The 16820-nt window shown below is 71.3% G+C and carries 15 protein-coding genes; 12 read left to right on the forward strand and 3 right to left on the reverse strand.

Going from position 1 to position 16820, the window contains the following annotated elements; translation table 11 throughout:
* The first annotated feature begins 282 nt into the window (after window positions 1–282).
* Together OG254_RS41495 and OG254_RS41500 are read left to right on the forward strand one after the other, a co-directional pair.
* Complete coding sequence (locus tag OG254_RS41495; RefSeq protein WP_405592633.1) at window positions 283–834, forward strand: hypothetical protein; 552 nt, start codon at window positions 283–285, stop codon at window positions 832–834.
* Window positions 835–846: 12 nt separating this feature from the next.
* Window positions 847–1311, forward strand: a complete 465-nt coding sequence (locus OG254_RS41500) for a hypothetical protein (protein WP_405592635.1) — start codon at window positions 847–849, stop codon at window positions 1309–1311.
* Window positions 1312–1339: 28 nt separating this feature from the next.
* Here the strand turns inward: OG254_RS41500 and OG254_RS41505 are convergent, their stop codons facing one another.
* The gene (locus OG254_RS41505) at window positions 1340–3130 is read right to left on the reverse strand and encodes a coagulation factor 5/8 type domain-containing protein (protein ID WP_405592637.1); all 1791 of its coding nucleotides are present in this window, start codon (window positions 3128–3130) and stop codon (window positions 1340–1342) included.
* 207 nt (window positions 3131–3337) lie between these two features.
* Here OG254_RS41505 and OG254_RS41510 point away from each other — a divergent pair, with 207 nt between their 5' ends.
* The 4 genes from OG254_RS41510 to OG254_RS41525 are packed head-to-tail and all read left to right on the forward strand — an operon-like array spanning window position 3338 to window position 7935.
* The gene (locus tag OG254_RS41510) at window positions 3338–4657 is read left to right on the forward strand and encodes an ABC transporter substrate-binding protein (protein WP_405592639.1); all 1320 of its coding nucleotides are present in this window, start codon (window positions 3338–3340) and stop codon (window positions 4655–4657) included.
* A 5-nt stretch (window positions 4658–4662) separates the two neighbouring features.
* Window positions 4663–5652 (forward strand): carbohydrate ABC transporter permease, encoded by a 990-nt coding sequence (locus OG254_RS41515; RefSeq protein ID WP_405595505.1) that lies wholly within the window; start codon window positions 4663–4665, stop codon window positions 5650–5652.
* 31 nt (window positions 5653–5683) lie between these two features.
* Window positions 5684–6523 carry a carbohydrate ABC transporter permease gene (locus OG254_RS41520; RefSeq protein ID WP_351192696.1) on the forward strand — a complete coding sequence of 280 codons (840 nt, stop codon included), beginning with the start codon at window positions 5684–5686 and terminating at the stop codon, window positions 6521–6523.
* A gap of 47 nt (window positions 6524–6570) precedes the next feature.
* Window positions 6571–7935, forward strand: a complete 1365-nt coding sequence (locus OG254_RS41525; protein ID WP_405592641.1) for a GH1 family beta-glucosidase — start codon at window positions 6571–6573, stop codon at window positions 7933–7935.
* Between the two features lie 82 nt (window positions 7936–8017).
* Here the strand turns inward: OG254_RS41525 and OG254_RS41530 are convergent, their stop codons facing one another.
* Window positions 8018–8965, reverse strand: coding sequence for an ATP-binding protein (locus tag OG254_RS41530; protein ID WP_405592643.1), 948 nt, complete (start codon window positions 8963–8965; stop codon window positions 8018–8020).
* A 178-nt stretch (window positions 8966–9143) separates the two neighbouring features.
* Here OG254_RS41530 and OG254_RS41535 point away from each other — a divergent pair, with 178 nt between their 5' ends.
* The 4 genes from OG254_RS41535 to OG254_RS41550 are packed head-to-tail and all read left to right on the forward strand — an operon-like array spanning window position 9144 to window position 14188.
* On the forward strand, window positions 9144–9680 hold the full coding sequence (locus OG254_RS41535) for a GNAT family N-acetyltransferase (protein WP_405592645.1): 537 nt from the start codon (window positions 9144–9146) through the stop codon (window positions 9678–9680).
* A 3-nt stretch (window positions 9681–9683) separates the two neighbouring features.
* Window positions 9684–11171 (forward strand): ABC transporter substrate-binding protein, encoded by a 1488-nt coding sequence (locus OG254_RS41540; RefSeq protein ID WP_405592647.1) that lies wholly within the window; start codon window positions 9684–9686, stop codon window positions 11169–11171.
* A gap of 3 nt (window positions 11172–11174) precedes the next feature.
* A complete protein-coding gene (locus tag OG254_RS41545; RefSeq protein WP_405592649.1) occupies window positions 11175–12962 on the forward strand; it encodes an ABC transporter permease subunit in 1788 nt (595 codons plus the stop codon).
* A complete protein-coding gene (locus OG254_RS41550) occupies window positions 12959–14188 on the forward strand; it encodes an MDR family MFS transporter (RefSeq protein WP_405592651.1) in 1230 nt (409 codons plus the stop codon). The genes OG254_RS41545 and OG254_RS41550 overlap by 4 nt, the downstream gene beginning before the upstream one ends.
* Window positions 14189–14410: 222 nt before the next feature.
* Here OG254_RS41550 and OG254_RS41555 read toward each other — a convergent pair whose 3' ends face one another.
* On the reverse strand, window positions 14411–15175 hold the full coding sequence (locus OG254_RS41555; RefSeq protein WP_405595508.1) for a CDP-alcohol phosphatidyltransferase family protein: 765 nt from the start codon (window positions 15173–15175) through the stop codon (window positions 14411–14413).
* A 108-nt stretch (window positions 15176–15283) separates the two neighbouring features.
* Between OG254_RS41555 and OG254_RS41560 the strand changes: the two genes are divergently transcribed.
* Entirely contained in the window at window positions 15284–16267 is a 984-nt protein-coding gene (locus tag OG254_RS41560) for a zinc-binding alcohol dehydrogenase (protein WP_405592653.1), read from the forward strand.
* Between the two features lie 153 nt (window positions 16268–16420).
* Entirely contained in the window at window positions 16421–16819 is a 399-nt protein-coding gene (locus OG254_RS41565) for a 6-carboxytetrahydropterin synthase (protein WP_107908117.1), read from the forward strand.
* Window position 16820: the final 1 nt, after the last annotated feature.

A 16820-nucleotide genomic window follows, 5' to 3' on the forward strand; every position in this document is an offset into this window, starting at 1 on the left:
TCCCACCTGTGTGACAACTGAGCCACGGCTGTGCCACATGATCCCCAACTACTTCTAGTTTCCCGGCAGTTACGGCGTAGCATCGCGGCGGACACATGGTGAGCTGGTGATTCCGGGGGACTTGTGGTCGTGATCAGGGGGGCGCTACGCCTCACTTGTGCCGTCGTGGTGTGTGGTCTGGCCCTGGCCGGCTGTTCCTCCGGTGGTGACGAGCCATCCGGAGCCACACCGGACAGGAAGGCCGGGGCCACACCGACCGCCCCCCCCACGCCGACGGCTGTCGTGGACAGCGACCCCGCCGCACTGCCGAGGACCGCCGCCCGGGCCACCGCGCTGATCCGCGAGATCATCCCGGACCCCACGGCTTTCGGACCGGGTACCGTCCGCCCGACCCCGTACGAGAGCGACCCGCGCCGCTGGGCGGTCCTCGGTGACGACTGTGTCTGGCAGCAGCAGCCGCTGCCGAAGGGCGTCCTCGCGACCTTGACCCGCTTCTACGAGATACCGGCGAGCGGCGCCAAGGGCCCGGTCCGGCTGAGCGCCGTCGTCACGGTGCACCGCACGCCGGAGCAGGCCGACTGGGAGAACGCCGAGGTCCTGGAGGAGATGATGCGCTGCCCCGCGCAACGGCTGCGCGCGGACGAGACCATCACCTCCCTGAACGACGTCCCGAACTCCCTCGGTGACTCCGGCAACGACTACGCCGACGACACCCTCACCGAACTCGGCGCCTACACGGCATCCGACGTCGGCGGCCCCCACCCCTACATCTGGGAACAGACCCGCATCGGCCAGTTCACCCTCGCCGTCTCCGCCAAGGGCGCCAAGGGATGAACCCGCACGGAGTTGTTCGACCGGCTGCGGGATCCGCACTCCGCCGACGCGGGCTTCACCGGACCGCGCCTGGGCACCTGGCACATCATGCGCCCGGCCTTCCTCCAGCAGGCGGGAACCGCGGGCCAGGACTGGCTGTTCGGCACGCCCTTCACCGACCCCGGCAGTGTGTCCCGCACCTTCGGGGCCGCCCATCGCGCGAGATACGGCACGGCACCCGGCCGCTGGTCCCCCGAGGCGTACGACGCCGTGGGGCTGGTCGCGCGCACCCTGGAGAGGCTGGGCGGCGCGGCCGGCATCGAACCGGGGGCCGTGGCCGGGCACCTGTTCGACGCGCCCTACCGGGGACTCGCCAAGACCCTCCGCTTCACCACCGACGGCAACAGGACCCTGGAGCAGGGGCCGCCGTACTACTTCCTGTTCCAGGCGAAGGGGAAGGCGTTCCGCTTCCTGGGACGCAGCGACCAGGTCGGATGAGCGCCCGCCGGCGCCGGCCCCTGCGCCGTCACGGGTACGACACGACCGTGGACGGCACCGTCGAGGTCCCCGACGTCGGTGCCCCCGTGTCGTTGATGACGCACTCGTACTGTCCGTTGCCGCCCAGCGAGACGACGAGCAGGTTGTGGAAGCGCACCCCGGGCCGCACCGGGGCGGCGAAGCCGTGGTGCTGCACGATCGTGGGGTCGACGTTGTAGTAGCAGTAGCTGCCCAGTCCCCAGCCCTCGTGCGACGTCACGCCGTCGCCCACCTTGTAGGCGGCGTAGCCCTTCATCGAGCCGTTCTGGATGGCGGCCTGGTTCGGGGCGTCGTAGGCCTTCTCGTTCTGGAAGAAGACCGTGCGGCCGCGCTCGCCGTTCCACTGCACGTCGTACTTGTTGAAGTGCTCCACGAACAGGCCCGTCGCCAGGACGTCGTCGCCGTTGACGACGACGCCGTAGTCGGCCCTGTTGGTCTCCCAGCCGACGCCCTCGCCGTGGTCGGCACGCCACACCCACGTGTGGTCGACGACGGTGTGCCGGCTGTTGATCACCATGCTGGTGGTCGCCTTGCCCGCGCCGGCGCCGCCGATGCGGACGAACACGTCCTGGACCGTGGTCGGGTTGGCGGAGTGGTCCCTGGACGCGCCCTGCGGCCCGATCTCCAGCAGCGTCGCGGAGTTGACCGGTCCGGCGTCGACCAGGAACCCGGCCAGCCGCACGCCGTCGACGTCGGCGACCTTCACGGCCGTGACGCCGTTGTCCGGGATGAGCGTGGCGTAGCCGAGGCCCAGGACCACGGCGTCGGGCCGGTCGACCTGGATCGGCCGGTCGACGTGGTAGATCCCCGGGGTGAGCAGGAGGTGCAGTCCCTGCGCGAGTGCCTCGTTCAGCGTGGCCGCCGAGACGCCGGGCCGGGCGACGTAGAACTGCGACAGCGGCAGCGAGGTGCCTCTCGGGGTGCCGTTGCCCCAGGTGACGCCGCGGGCGTTGGTCCGCTTCTCCGGGAGGAAGACCCGGAACTCGCTTCCCTGGACGTACAGGAACGGCTTCTCGCGCGAGACCGCTGTGGTGTCGAGCGTGGTGTACGGCGGGTTGGGGAAGCTCTGCGCGGGGGCGCCCTCGACGCCGGAGAACACCATGTTCCACACGCCGTTGAGCCAGCTGCCGATCGCGCTGTCGCGGGTGTACCACTGCTGCTGCGAGTACGGCCCGACCTGGCCGTCGATGCGGCTGTCGGCGATGTAGCCGCCGCTGGCCCAGCCGTAGCCGGTGGGGGAGAGGTTGAGGCCGCCGCGGACATGCATCCGGCGGAACGGCGCCGCCTGCGCGACGGCCCACCGGTTGGTGCCGTTGGCCGGGACCAGGGCCAGGTTCTCCGCCGAACGCCAGAAGTTCTGCGTGGCGTTGCCGTTGAACCAGCCCGCGTCGACCGTGACGTCGCCGTTGATCGTGGTGTCGTCGGGGGACAGGCCCAGGCCCATGATCGAGGTGTAGAAGCCGAGCTGGGCGTTGAGGCCGTTGTAGGTGCCGGGCTTGAACAGCAGCGCGTAGCGGCCGGTGCCGAACTGGGCGGACTCCTGCTGGCGGAACACCTCGTCGAGCCGGGCCTGGATGCCCGGGGTCGACGGGTCGAAGACGAGGACGTTCGGGCCGAGGTCGCCGCCGCCGGGCAGGGCGCGCGGCTTCCTGCGGGCGGACGGAGCCGCAGCGGACGGCGTGGCCACGCCGAGGACGGCCGGTGTGGCCGCGGCCGCGGCGCCCAGCAGCGTACGGCGGCCGATCGAGGGCGGCCGGGAGTGCGGGGAGGAAGCAGGCATGGGGCGGCTCTCCTTGTTCAGGAAGTGAACATGGTGGGGTTTGGGAGCGCTCTCTCGCCGGTGAATGGTTCAGCTGTAAAACGAAGGAGTCAAGAGTTAGGACCAGAGTCCGGTGACTGTGTCAAAAGCCTTGACGCGGACGCTCCTTAGGGCTTAACTCACGCTCTAAATTAAGCAGGAGTACTCCCGGAAGGGACACCAGGAGCCATGCGCACAACGCGAGCCGCGGCCGTAGCTGCCGTCACCATGTCTCTCGCCCTGGCCGCAACGGCCTGCGGAGGCGGTTCGTCGACCGATGGCGGGGGGTCCAACGAGTCGCCGAAGACCCTCACCTATTGGGCCTCCAACCAGGGCGCCAGTATCGAGGTCGACAAGAAGGTCCTCCAGCCCGAGCTCGACAAGTTCGAGAAGCAGACCGGCATCGAGGTGAAGCTGGAGGTTGTGCCCTGGTCGGATCTGCTCAACCGGATCCTGACCGCGACCACCTCCGGCCAGGGCCCCGACGTCCTCAACATCGGCAACACCTGGAGCGCCTCCCTCCAGGCCACCGGGGCACTGCTGCCGTGGGACGCCGGGAACTTCGACAAGATCGGCGGCAAGGACCGGTTCGTCGACTCCGCGCTCGGCTCGACCGGCGCCGAGGGCCAGGACCCCGCCGCGGTGCCGCTGTACTCGATGTCGTACGCGCTCTACTACAACAAGAAGATGTTCGCCGACGCGGGCATCTCCAAGCCGCCGGCCACCTGGGACGAGCTCGTCGCCGACGGCAAGAAGCTGTCCAAGGGCGGCAAGTGGGGCCTGGGCGTGGAGGGCTCGAACCCTTCCGAGAACATCCACCACGCCGTCGTCTTCGCCAAGCAGCACGGCGCCGACTTCTTCACGGCCGACGGCAAGCCCGACTTCACCTCCGACAAGGCCGTCGAGGGCGTCAAGCAGTTCGTCGACCTGATGGCCAACGACAAGATCATCGCCCCGGGCAACGCCGAGTACGCGCAGAACCAGTCCGTCAGCGACTTCGCCAAGGGCAAGACGGCGATGCTGCTGTGGCAGTCCGCCTCCGCCAACCTCAAGTCGCAGGGGATGAGCGAGGACGCCTACGGCATCGCCCCCGTGCCCGTGCAGTCCGGCACCCCCGGCACCGGCACGAGCGTCAACTCCATGGTCATGGGCATCAACCTGGCCGTCTTCAAGAACACCGACAACATCGACGGCGCCACGAAGTTCGTGAAGTTCCTGACGAGCGACGACGAGCAGAAGATCCTCAACGAGGCCTACAGCTCGATCCCACCGGTCAAGGGCGCGCAGTCGGAGCAGTCCTTCAACACCCCCGCGAACGCGGTACTCAAGGACACCCTCGCGGGCAGCGCCATCGCCGCCCCGCAGGTCGCCGACGAGTCCCAGTTCGAGACGGCGGTCGGTACGGCCATCAAGGAGCTGTGGGCCGACGCCGCCGCCGGACGCCCGGTGACCACCGACTCGGTGAAGGCGGCCCTGGAGAAGGCCCAGCAGCAGATGCCGACGAAGTGAGCACGATGACGACCACGGTGCCGCCGGAGGCCGCCGTGCGGAAGACCTCCCCCGGGACGGCGAGCGGTCCGCGCCGCCGCCCCGGGCGGATCCGCCGCATCGGACTGCCTTACCTGCTCCTCCTGCCCGCCCTGCTCCTCGAACTCCTGGTCCACCTGGTGCCGATGGTGATCGGCATCGTGATGAGCTTCAAGGAGCTCACGCAGTTCTACATCCGCGACTGGACCACCGCGCCCTGGAACGGCATCGACAACTACAAGATGTCGGTGGACTTCAACGCCCCCGTCGGGGAGGCCCTGCTCCACTCGTTCCTGGTCACGGTCGCCTTCACGCTGCTGTCGGTCGGCCTGTGCTGGCTGATCGGCACGGCCGCGGCGATCTACATGCAGGACACCTTCCGCGGCCGGGGTCTGCTGCGCGCGCTGTTCCTGGTGCCGTACGCACTGCCCGTCTACACGGCCGTCATCACTTGGGTCTTCATGTTCCAGCACGACAACGGCCTGGTGAACCACGTCCTGCACGACCAGCTCGGCCTCACCGACAAGCCCTCCTTCTGGCTCATCGGCGACAACAGCTTCATCGCGCTGCTCACGGTGTCGGTGTGGAAGGGCTGGCCGTTCGCCTTCCTCATCGTCATGGCGGGCCTGCAGAACATCCCGAAGGAGCTGTACGAGGCCGCCGCGCTCGACGGCGCCGGCATGTGGCAGCAGATCCGCCGCATCACCCTGCCGTCGCTGCGCCCGGTCAACCAGGTCCTCGTCCTGGTGCTGTTCCTGTGGACGTTCAACGACTTCAACACGCCGTATGTCCTGTTCGGCAAGACCGCCCCGGAGGCCGCGGATCTCATCTCCGTGCACATCTACCAGGCCAGCTTCGTCACCTGGAACTTCGGCTCCGGCTCCGCCATGTCCGTGCTCCTGCTGCTGTTCCTGCTCGTCGTGACGGGCGTGTACCTCTGGCTCACCTCGCGCGGACGGAGGACCGCAGATGCCTGACCCGTCCATGGCGCCACCGCGCAACTCGCCCATGGCGCCGCCGCGTTCCTTCCTGTGGTCCCGGCGCATCTTCCTCACCCTGCTCACGGGCTTCGTGCTGGTGCCCGTGTACGTCATGATCTCCAGCTCGCTCAAGCCGCTCGCGGACGTCACGGGCAAGTTCCGCTGGCTGCCCAGCAGCCTGACCATCCGGCCGTACATCGACATCTGGTCGACGGTCCCGCTCGCGAGGTACTTCGTGAACTCGCTGATCGTGGCGGGCGCGGCGACGGTCTGCTCGGTGGTGATCGCGGTCTTCGCGGCGTACGCGGTCAGCCGCTACAACTTCCGCGGCAAGCGCGTCTTCACCGTCACCGTCCTGTCCACGCAGATGTTCCCGGGCATCCTCTTCCTGCTCCCGCTGTTCCTCATCTACGTCAACATCGGCAACGCCACCGGCATCGCCCTGTTCGGCTCACGCGGCGGCCTGATCCTGACGTACCTGACCTTCTCGCTGCCGTTCTCGATCTGGATGCTGATCGGGTACTTCGACTCGGTGCCGCGCGACCTGGACGAGGCGGCGCTGGTCGACGGCTGCGGACCGCTCGGGGCGCTGTTCCGGGTGGTTGTGCCGGCCGCGATCCCCGGCATCGTCGCGGTCGCCGTCTACGCCTTCATGACGGCCTGGGGCGAAGTGCTCTTCGCATCCGTCATGACCAACGACACCACCCGCACCCTCGCGGTGGGCCTCCAGGGCTACTCCACGCTCAACGACGTGTACTGGAACCAGATCATGGCCGCCTCGCTCGTCGTCAGCGTGCCCGTGGTGGCGGGCTTCCTCCTGCTCCAGCGCTATCTGGTCGCCGGCCTGACGGCGGGCGCCGTGAAGTGACGGGCCGCCTTCCAGTGACCAACACCCCCCATTCCGAAGGGATTTCTGTGTCCGACCGTATCGACCTCGCCGCACTCCCGAACGACTTCCTGTGGGGCACGGCCACAGCGGCGTACCAGATCGAGGGAGCGGTGGCGCAGGACGGCCGTTCCCCGTCGATCTGGGACACCTTCTCGCACACGCCCGGCAAGATCGCGGGCGGCGACAACGGCGACGTCGCCTGCGACCACTACCATCGCTGGCGCGAGGACATCGGGTTGATGCGCCAACTGGGCACGAACGCCTACCGGTTGTCGGTCGCGTGGCCGCGGGTGGTGCCGGGCGGCGACGGACCGGTCAACCCCAAGGGCCTCGCCTTCTACGACGAGCTGGTCGACGGCCTGCTGGAGGCGGGCATCACCCCGTCCGTCACCCTCTACCACTGGGACCTCCCGCAGGCGCTCCAGGACCGGGGCGGCTGGCCCGAACGCGAGACCGCCGAGCACTTCGCGCAGTACGCCTCGGCGGTCGCCGCCCGGCTCGGCGATCGCGTCACCCAGTTCGCCACGCTCAACGAGCCGTCCTGCTCGGCCTGGATCGGCCACCTGGAAGGCAAGATGGCGCCCGGCCTGACCGACCTCACGGCCGCCGTCCGCGCCTCCTACCACCTCCTCCTCGGCCACGGCCTCGCCACACAGGCGATCCGCGCGGCCGCGCCCGGCGCCGAGGTCGGCATCGTCAACAACCTGTCGACGGTGTACGCGGCCGGCGACCGCCTCGAGGACGAGGCCGCCGCGCGCCGCCAGGACGGCCACGTCAACCGCTGGTGGCTCGACCCGGTGCACGGCCGCGGCTTCCCGGCCGACATGGTCGAGACATACGGCGTCGACCTCCCCGAGCGCGACGGCGACCTGGAGACCATCGCGGCCCCGCTGGACTGGCTCGGCCTGAACTACTACTTCCCGGCGTACGTAGTCGACGACCCCGAGGGCCCGGCGCCCCACGCCCGCGCGATCCGCCGCCCGGACGTACCGCGCACCGGCATGGACTGGGAGATCGACGCGAGCGGCATCGAGACGCTGCTGCTGCGCCTGACGGACGAGTACGGCGCGCGCAAGATCTACGTCACCGAGAACGGCTCCGCCTTCCCGGACGTCGTACGCCCCGACGGCACGGTCGACGACCCGGAGCGCCAGGACTACCTGGTCCAGCACCTGGCGGCCTGCGCCTCCGCCGCCCGCAAGGGCGCCCCGCTGGCCGGGTACTTCGCCTGGTCGCTGCTCGACAACTTCGAGTGGGCGTACGGCTATGCGAAGCGGTTCGGGCTGGTCCATGTCGACTACGACACGCAGGTGCGGACGATCAAGGGCACGGGGCGCCGCTACGCGGACATCGTCCGAGCCCATCGAAGCCAGGCACGCCGGGCCGCCTGACGCCGACCGCGGTGGGCGTGGGGGCGGGAGCCCACGCCCACCGCACCGGGACGGCCCGGGCTCTCCCTCGGCCTGCCGTGCGTCAGGCCAGTGCCGCCGGCCCCGGTACGAAGTCCGGGTCCACCTGGGCGGCCATGTCCTGGCCCGTCCTGGCGTCCGCCCAGGCGCGGGCGTTGCGCAGGTGGAACTCGACCGCGTGGCGGTGGGCCGTCGGCCAGTCCTTGGGGTGGGCGTCGACCGCCTCGCGCAGGACGTTCAGGGCGTGGACGTTGGGGGACTCCAACTCGCCCTGTTCCCGGCCCTGTTCGGCCGCGCGGATCCAGGAGGAGTGGTGCAGGTGGGTGAGGAGGTCGTCGCCGACCTTCTCCTTGAGGAAGAGCAGGTCGTCCTCGCCGGTCACCTTGTTGCCGACCACCGCGACGCGGATGCCGAACTCGCGGGCGTGGTCGCGGTACTGGCGGTACACCGAGACGCCCTTGCGCGTGGGCTCCGCCACCAGGAACGTTATGTCGAAGCGGGTGAACAGGCCCGACGCGAAGGCGTCCGCGCCCGCCGTCATGTCGACCACCACATACTCGCCGGGGCCGTCGACGAGGTGGCCGAGGTAGAGCTCGACCCCGGCGAGCTTGGAGTGATAGCAGGCGACCCCGAGGTCGCTCTCGTCGAACTCGCCCGTCACCATCAGCGGCACCTCGCCCACGCGATGGACGTGCCGTGCGTGCAGCTCGTCGTCGCCGAGGAGGGTCAGGAGGCGGGAGCCGCGGCCCGGCGGGGTGGTCTTGATCATGGTGTCGGCGGAGGGGATCCGCGGGTTCGTGCCGCGCAGGAGTTCCTTGATGTCCCGCACGTGGGCGCCCAGCGGCGGGACGTCCAGGGTGGGGCCGGTGTGGCCCAGGGCCTCGGCTAGGTGCTGGTTGATGTCGCCGTCGATGGCCAGCACGGGCGCACCGGAGCGGGCCAGATGGCGGGCGAAGAGCGCGGACAGCGTCGTCTTGCCGCTGCCGCCCTTGCCGACGAACGCGATACGCATCAGCGGCCGGTTTCCAGGGCAACGGTACCCTTGTTGAAAATGGATGCCATGTGGCCAGGTTCACCTCGGCTTGCGATCGCTGTCAAATTGCTTGAGCTGTACGGGGGTTGCGGGGGTCCCGGGGAGCTCCAGGGGGGCGTCGTGATCAGTGCTTGTGCTTAATGCATATGATGTGCAAGTGCACGACTACAGCATCAGGGCGGCGGGCCCGAACGACCTCGACGGTGCGCGAGCCCTGATGCTCGACACCGTCTACCAGGACTTCGGCACCGGCTATGTGCCCCGCTGGCACGCGGACATCATCGACCCTGCCGCCGCCTACCTCGCCCCGGCCCGCCACACCCTCCTCGTCGCGCTCGACCCGCGCGACAACGGTGTCGTCGCCACCGCCGCCCTCGACTCGCGCGGCCCTGCCCACCCGCCGAACCCGCGTGACCTCGCCGAGCGCTATCCCTCCGGCGCGACTGCGCAGCTGCGCCGCGTCTATGTCCGTGCCGAGCACCGTCGGCGCGGCCTCGCCCGGCGGCTCGTCGCGGAGCTGCTCGCCTTCGCGGCGGCCGACGGCGGCTACCGGGCCGTCTATCTGCACACCGACCCGGCCGTGCCCGGCGCCGAGAGCTTCTGGCGCTCGCTCGGCAAGGTAGTGCACGACGAACGTGAGGAACCGGGCGGCGGCAACGGCGTCGTCCACTTCGAGATACCGATGGAGCGATAGACCGTGCGACCCCGACTCCGCCCGCTCGTCGCCCTCGCACTGGCACCCGTCCTCGCCGGCTGCTTCGCCTCCAACGGTGGAAGTGAAACCGGCACCGACGACGGTTCCCGCCTGCGCGTCGCCCTCGCCTTCCCGCCCGCCGAGAACCTCTCGCCGTACGGCGCCGACTCCACCATCCTCAGCCGCCTCGGCGTCACCGAGGGCCTGACCGCGCTGGACGCCAACGGCACCGCCACCCCTGCCCTCGCCGCCTCCTGGCGCCAGGAGGACGACCGCACCTGGCTGTTCACCCTGCGCGAGGCCACCTTCCAGGACGGCTCGAAGGTCACCCCGGCCGCCGTCGCCGCCGCCCTCGCCCACGCCGCGCAGGCCAAGCCCGCACCGGCAGCCCTCGCCGGCGTCACCCTCACCGCGAAGGCCCAGGGCGCGGGCGGCGTACGGATCACGACCGGCGCCCCCGACCCGATCCTGCCGCTGCGGCTGTCCAGCCCCTCCCTCGCCGTCCTCTCCGCGAAGGCGTACGAGGAGAAGGGCGACGTCGATCCGGTCGGCACCGCCACCGGACCCTACGAACTCACCAAGGTCATGGGCGCCACCGCCGCCACCCTCGACCGCTACGACGACTACTGGGGCGGGCGCGCCCAGGCCACCGGCATCGACGTGAAGTTCGTCGCCGACGGCACCGCACGCGCGAGCGCCCTGCGCACCGACCAGGTCGACCTCGCCGAGGCGATCCCCGTCGCCCAGGCCGCCACCCTCGACAAGGCCACCCGCGAGGCGACCGCCACGACCCGCACCACGAGCCTGCTCCTCAACAGCGGCAAGGGCCCCTTCAAGGACGCCGCGCTGCGGGCCGCCGCCCGCCAGGCCGTCGACGCCTCCGCGCTCGCCAAGGACGTCTACGAGGGGTACGCCGACGCGGGCGCCGGCATCTACGGGCCCGCCGTCACCTGGGCCGCGGGCAAGCGGACCGGGCCGGTCGGGCGGGCCGGGGCGGGGAAGCCCGACGGCGCGCGCATCACCCTCGCCACGTACGACAACCGGCCCGAACTCCCCGAAGTCGCCCAGGTGCTGAAGCAGCAGCTGGACAAGGCCGGGTTCGACGTGACGCTGGAGGTGCGCGAGTACTCGCGGCTGGAGAGCGACGCGCTGGCCGGCAAGTTCGACGCGTTCGTGCTCGCCCGCAACACCCTCGTCGACACCGGCGACCCCGTCTCCGTCCTCGCCAGCGACTACACCTGCGACGGCGGCTACAACATCGCCCGGCTGTGCGACAAGGACGTCGACCGTGCCGTGGCCAAGGCCGAGCGCACGACCGACACCGCCGGGCGGCAGGACGCCGCGATGGCCGCAGAGGCCCGCATCCTGGGCACCGACGCCGTCGTACCGCTGGTCCACCAGCGCATCATCACCGGCGTCGGCACCGCCGTCAGCGGCGCGCTCCTCGACCCGTACGAGCGCACCCTCGTCGGCATCGGCACCCGGCGCTGATCCGTGCGGCACAGCGCGGCCACGTTGCTGTGGCGGGCCGGGATCGCCGTCGCCCTCATCACCGCCATCGGCGTACTGCCCTGGCTGTCGCACACCGACCCGGCGCTGACCGTCCTCAAGGCCCGCTCCGCGGACCGGGACCCCACGCCCGAGGTGCTGGCCGACATCCGTGCCCAACTCGGCCTGGACCAGGGCCCGTTCCCTCTGCTCGGGGACTGGCTGGGCGGGCTGTGGCGCGGGGACGCCGGCCGGTCGTGGATCTCCGGCAGCGAGGTCACGCCCGTCGTGCTCCAAGCCCTCGGGGTGTCCCTGCTGCTGATGGCGGTGGCCGTCGCGGTCGCCGCCGTCACCGCCGCGCTGATCTGCGCCCGCACCCTGTGGCTCGGGGCGCACCGGCGGCTCGACGGGCGGCGGGCGGGAGGCAGTGGCTCCGCCGTCCTGGCCGCACTGCCCGAGTTCCTCACCGCGTCCGTCCTTGCCACCGTCGTCGGCGTGCAGCTCGGCTGGCTGCCCGCGCTCGGCTGGTACGGCTTCCGGTGGACGGTCCTGCCCGCCCTCGCCCTCGGTCTGCCCGCCGGGGCCGTCCTCGGCCGGCTCCTCGACGACCTGCTGCCCGGCGCCTTCGCCGAGCCCTGGGCACTGGCGGGCACCGCACGCGGACTGCCCGGCCGCACCCTCGCCCGGCAGGCCCTGCGCCGCTGCCTGCCCGGACTGCTGCCCAACACCGGCCTGTTCGTCGTGGGCATCACCGGCGGCGCGGTCACCGTCGAGCAGATCTTCGACATCCCCGGCCTCGGCCGCACCACCCTCCAGGCCGCCCTCGCCCAGGACCTGCCCGTCCTCCAGGCCGGCACGCTCGCCCTCGTCCTGCTCGCCGCCCTCGCCGCCGGCGGGGCCCACCTCCTCACCCGCCTGCTGATCGGCCCAGCTCTGCGCGACGGCGCGCTGCCGTCCCTGCACCGGCCGACACCGCCCGCCCGCGGGATCCTGCCCTTCGTGTACGGCGGTCTGCTCGTCGCCGTCATCGCCCTCGGCCTGCCCCGCGACCCGCTGTCCCTCGACACGGCCGAACGACTCGCGGCGCCTTCCCCGGCCCACCCGTTCGGCACCGACGCCCTCGGCCGGGACGTCCTCGCCCGGGTCGCGCACGGCGCCCTCGACACGCTGCTGCTCGCCCTCACGATCACCATCGTCACCCTGCTCACCGGGCTGGCGCTCGGCCTGCTGCCGCGGCTGTCCGGGCCGCTCGTCGACACCGTCACGGCGCTGCCGCCGGTCCTCGTCGCCCTGCTCGTCACCGCGACCGTCGGCAGTGGAACCGCCACGCCCGCACTCGCCGTGGCCGCCGTCGCCTGGACGCCGCTCGCCGCCCACACCTCCGCGCTGCTACGGCAGGAACGCGCCGCGCTCCACCTGACCGCGACCCGCGCCCTGGGCGCCGGCCCCTGGTACCTGCTGCGCCACGAACTGCTGCCCGCCGTCGTGCCGCCCGTCACCCGGCACGCCTTGCTCCGCCTGCCCGGCATCGCCCTCGCGCTCGCGTCGCTCGCCTTCCTCGGCCTGGGCGCCCAGCCGCCCTCCCCGGAGTGGGGTCTGCTCCTCGCCGAGAACCAGCCCTACGCCGAGCGCGCCCCCTGGGCGGTCCTCGCCCCCGCCGCCGTACTCGCCCTGCTGGGCGCGCTGGCGGTGACGGTGGCCGGGGGTGTGCGGCGTCGTACGCGCAGGACCGAGCCGGTCGTTCCGGTGCCCGAACGGCAGCCGGAACCAAGGCAGTTGGTGGCCACCCGATGACGCGTCCGCCGGTGCCGGGTCTCCGCAGGGCGGCTCCCGACCGGCCGCGCCTCTCCCCGCTGCTCCGCCTCCTCATCCTCACCCAACTCGCCTTCAACGTCGGGTTCTTCATCGTCCTGCCCTTCCTCGCCGGGCACCTGGGACAGGCCGTCGGCATGGCGGGATGGCTGGTCGGGTTAGTGCTGGGGCTGCGGACGTTCAGCCAGCAGGGGCTGTTCGTGGTGGGCGGGGCGCTGGCCGATCGGTACGGCATCCGGCCGGTCGTGCTCACGGGGTGCGTGCTGCGGATCGCCGGGTTCGTCTGGCTGGGGTACGCGCGGGAGACGGCGGCGGTCGTCGGGGCGGTGCTGCTGATCGGGTTCGCCGCCGCGCTGTTCTCGCCGGCCGTGGAGTCCGAGGTCGCCCGCCAGGCCGTGCTGTGGGAGGAGTCGGGCGGCGGCTCCCGCACCCGGGTACTCGCGCTGCTGACGGTGGCCGGACAGGCGGGCGCGTTCGTCGGACCGCTGCTCGGCGCGCTGCTGCTGTCGGTGGACTTCCGCACGGTCTGCCTCGCCGGCGCCGGGATCTTCGTCCTCGTCCTCGCCGGGCACGCGTGGCTGCTGCCGCAGCACATACCCGGGCAGGGCGGTGTCCGGCTGCGCGGCGGCCTGGGGAAGCTGCTGCGCAACCGCCGCTTCCTCGCCCTGTGCTGCGCGTACGGCGCCTATCTGCTCGCCTACAACCAGCTCTACCTCGCACTCCCCGACGAGGTGGAGCGCGCCACGGGGTCCCAGGCCGCGCTGGCCTGGCTGTTCGCCCTGTCCTCGCTGCTGGTGGTGATCGCCCAGCTGCCCGTCACCCGCTGGGTGGGGGAGCGGCTCACCCTGCGCCGGTCCATGGTGGCCGGTCTGCTGCTCATCGCGGCGGGCTTCGCGGTCGTGGCCGCGGCACGCCCGGCCGACCGGACGGGCACGGCGGGCCTGCTGCCCGCGGCCGGCTTCGTCGTCCTGCTCACCCTGGGCCAGATGCTCGTCGTCCCGGTCGCCCGCGCCTGGGTCCCCGACCTCGCCGAGGAGGGCCGACTCGGCCTCTACACCGGCGCGTTGTCCTCGATCTCCGGGCTGATCGTCCTCATCGGCAGCTCGGCGACCGGCACCCTGCTCGACACCGGCCTGCCCGCCGCAGTCCCCTGGCTGGTGCTGGCGGCCGTACCCCTGGCGGCGATCGGGGCGCTGCCGCGCAGGTAGGGGTGCGGTGGGCGCCCTGAAGGGGCGCGGGGCTGTATCAATGTGCGGCTCCGCCGCGTGGGCGCCACCAGCCACGACGGTGCCGCAGCCGATCGACGGCCAATCGCGGCACTCGCTCTCGCACCGGAGCGCGACATCGACGAAGCCGCGCGAACTGTCGATCTCACCTCGCCGGACCGGGCCACCGCCGTCTGTCGGATACCGCTCGACGGCCGACCGCGCTCAGGACGCGACCAACTCCCGCACCTCCGCCACCCGCGCCTGCCGCACGCGCGACGGCCGATTCCGGTACAGCCACGCGATGTCCCGGCCGAACGACCAGACCAGGGCCGCGAGAGCCGCCCCGGTGACCGCGAACGTCGCCGCGTACGGGAAGTAGCCGGACGCGGCCAGCAGCAGGAACACGCCCTGCAGGGCGGCGACCGTCTTGCGGGCCGTGCTCGGCGGGAGCGGGGCGTTCAGCCAGGGCCAGACGCGGGCGGCGGCGACGAAGCCGTAGCGCATGGCGCCGATGAGGAGGACCCAGGGGCCCAGCGACATCGAGACGTACACGCTCAGCACCAGGATCAGGAACGCGTCGACCTCCATGTCGAAGCGTGCGCCCAGGGCCGTCGACGTGCCCGTGCGGCGGGCCACCTTGCCGTCCACGCCGTCCAGGATCAGGGCCACCGCCGTCAGACCGACGAAGAGCGTGACGGGCGGCGAACTCTCGAAGGAGTCGGCCACGAGAGCCGTGACGCCGCCCACCAGCGTCGCGCGTCCGAGGGTGACCCGGTTGGCCGGGCCGAAGGAGCGCAGCCCCGACCGGTGCAGGGCCAGCGAGAGCAGCGCCCAGGTGGCGACGGCGAAGACGAGGCCGGTCAGCCAGCCCGCCGGCCCGAGGCCGATCGCCGAGCCGAGCAGGGCCAGCAACAGGATCTGCACGCCCGCTCCCACAGCGGTCTCCTGCTGGACCAGCCTCGCGTCGTAAGTGTTGTTCAGGGCCACCGCGCATTCCTCCGGCCAGATGACAGAGTCGATCAAGGCCGCGTACTGTGCGCGACCTGTGCACACCTCCGTACGTGCACAGCTTCACGATCGTTCAGGAGGATCCCGATGAACCGCGCCGCTCGTGCGTTCTGGCTCCGCTCTCCGGGTGAAGGAGAGATCCGGGAAGCCACCCTTCCGGAGCCGGGCGAGGGCGACGTACTGGTGCGGTCGCTCTACTCGGGAGTCAGCCGGGGCACGGAGACACTCGTGTTCCGCGGCGGGGTCCCGCAGAGCCAGCACGCGGCCATGCGGGCGCCGTTCCAGGAGGGCGATTTCCCCGCCCCGGTGAAGTACGGCTATCTCAGCGTCGGCATGGTCGAGGCAGGGCCGACGGCACTGGTCGGGCGTACGGTCTTCTGCCTGTACCCGCACCAGAGCCGCTACGTCGTCCCCGCGAGCGCCGTCACCGTCGTACCCGATACCGTGCCCGCCGCGCGGGCCGTCCTCGCCGGCACCGTCGAGACCGCCGTCAACGCCCTCTGGGACGCGGCGCCCCTGGTCGGCGACCGGATCGCCGTGGTCGGCGGCGGCATGATCGGCTGCTCGGTGGCCGCCCTGCTCGCCCGCTTCCCCGGCGTACGGCTCCAGTTGGTGGACGCCGATCCCGGCCGGGCCGCGGTCGCCGAGGCCCTCGGCGTCGGATTCGCCGCGCCCGGGGACGCGCTCGGCGAGTGCGACCTGGTCGTCCACGCCAGCGCCACCGAGCAGGGCCTCGCCCGCTCGCTCGAACTGCTCAAGGACGAGGGCACGGTCCTCGAACTCAGCTGGTACGGCGACCGGCAGATCGGCCTCCCGCTCGGCGAGGCCTTCCATTCCCGGCGGCTCGTCATCCGCAGCAGCCAGGTCGGCACCGTCTCCCCGGCCCGCCGCGCCAGCCGTACCTATGCCGACCGGCTCGCCCTCGCCCTCGACCTGCTCGCCGACCCCGCCCTCGACGCCCTCGTCACGGGGGAGAGCGCTTTCGAGGAGCTGCCCGAGGTGATGCCGAAACTCGCCTCCGGGGAGATCCCGGCCCTGTGCCACCGTGTCAGGTACGCGGACACCCCCTGAGGGACTCGTGCATTGCCTCCACGACAAGAGCGCCTGACCTGAGAAAAGAGTGAGAGGCGGCTGAACACGGGGAAGCCAAGAGCCGTACTACACGACATCCCCGGCAGCGATCAGCGGGGGATGAGGAGTGCACCGCACCTGGAGGGTCGTCCGTTGTTCAGCATCACCGTCCGCGATCACATCATGATCGCCCACAGCTTCCGCGGCGACGTCTTCGGACCCGCGCAGCGCCTGCATGGAGCGACGTTCCTGGTGGACGCAACGTTCCGGCGCGAGCAGCTGGACGACGACAACATCGTCGTCGACATCGGTCTGGCCACACGGGAACTGGGTGCCGTCGTCGGTGACCTGAACTACAGAAACCTCGACAACGAACCCGACTTCGCCGGGATCAACACCTCCACCGAGTTCCTCGCCAAGGTCATCGCCGACCGGCTCGCCGAGCGGATCGAGAAGGGTGCGCTGGGCGAAGGCGCCAAGGGTCTGGCGGGTCTCACCGTCACGCTGCACGAGTCGCATGTCGCGTGGGCGAGTTATGAGCGTGCGCTGTGAC

Source organism: Streptomyces sp. NBC_01092, assembly GCF_045039535.1.
Taxonomy (GTDB): domain Bacteria; phylum Actinomycetota; class Actinomycetes; order Streptomycetales; family Streptomycetaceae; genus Streptomyces.

Coding starts and splice junctions, on each gene's coding strand:
- OG254_RS41505 (WP_405592637.1), bottom strand. CDS start 3,130: ATGCCTGCTTCCTCCCCGCACTCCCGGCCGCCCTCGATCGGCCGCCGT.
- OG254_RS41510 (WP_405592639.1), top strand. CDS start 3,338: ATGCGCACAACGCGAGCCGCGGCCGTAGCTGCCGTCACCATGTCTCTC.
- OG254_RS41515 (WP_405595505.1), top strand. CDS start 4,663: ATGACGACCACGGTGCCGCCGGAGGCCGCCGTGCGGAAGACCTCCCCC.
- OG254_RS41520 (WP_351192696.1), top strand. CDS start 5,684: ATGGCGCCGCCGCGTTCCTTCCTGTGGTCCCGGCGCATCTTCCTCACC.
- OG254_RS41530 (WP_405592643.1), bottom strand. CDS start 8,965: ATGCGTATCGCGTTCGTCGGCAAGGGCGGCAGCGGCAAGACGACGCTG.
- OG254_RS41550 (WP_405592651.1), top strand. CDS start 12,959: ATGACGCGTCCGCCGGTGCCGGGTCTCCGCAGGGCGGCTCCCGACCGG.
- OG254_RS41560 (WP_405592653.1), top strand. CDS start 15,284: ATGAACCGCGCCGCTCGTGCGTTCTGGCTCCGCTCTCCGGGTGAAGGA.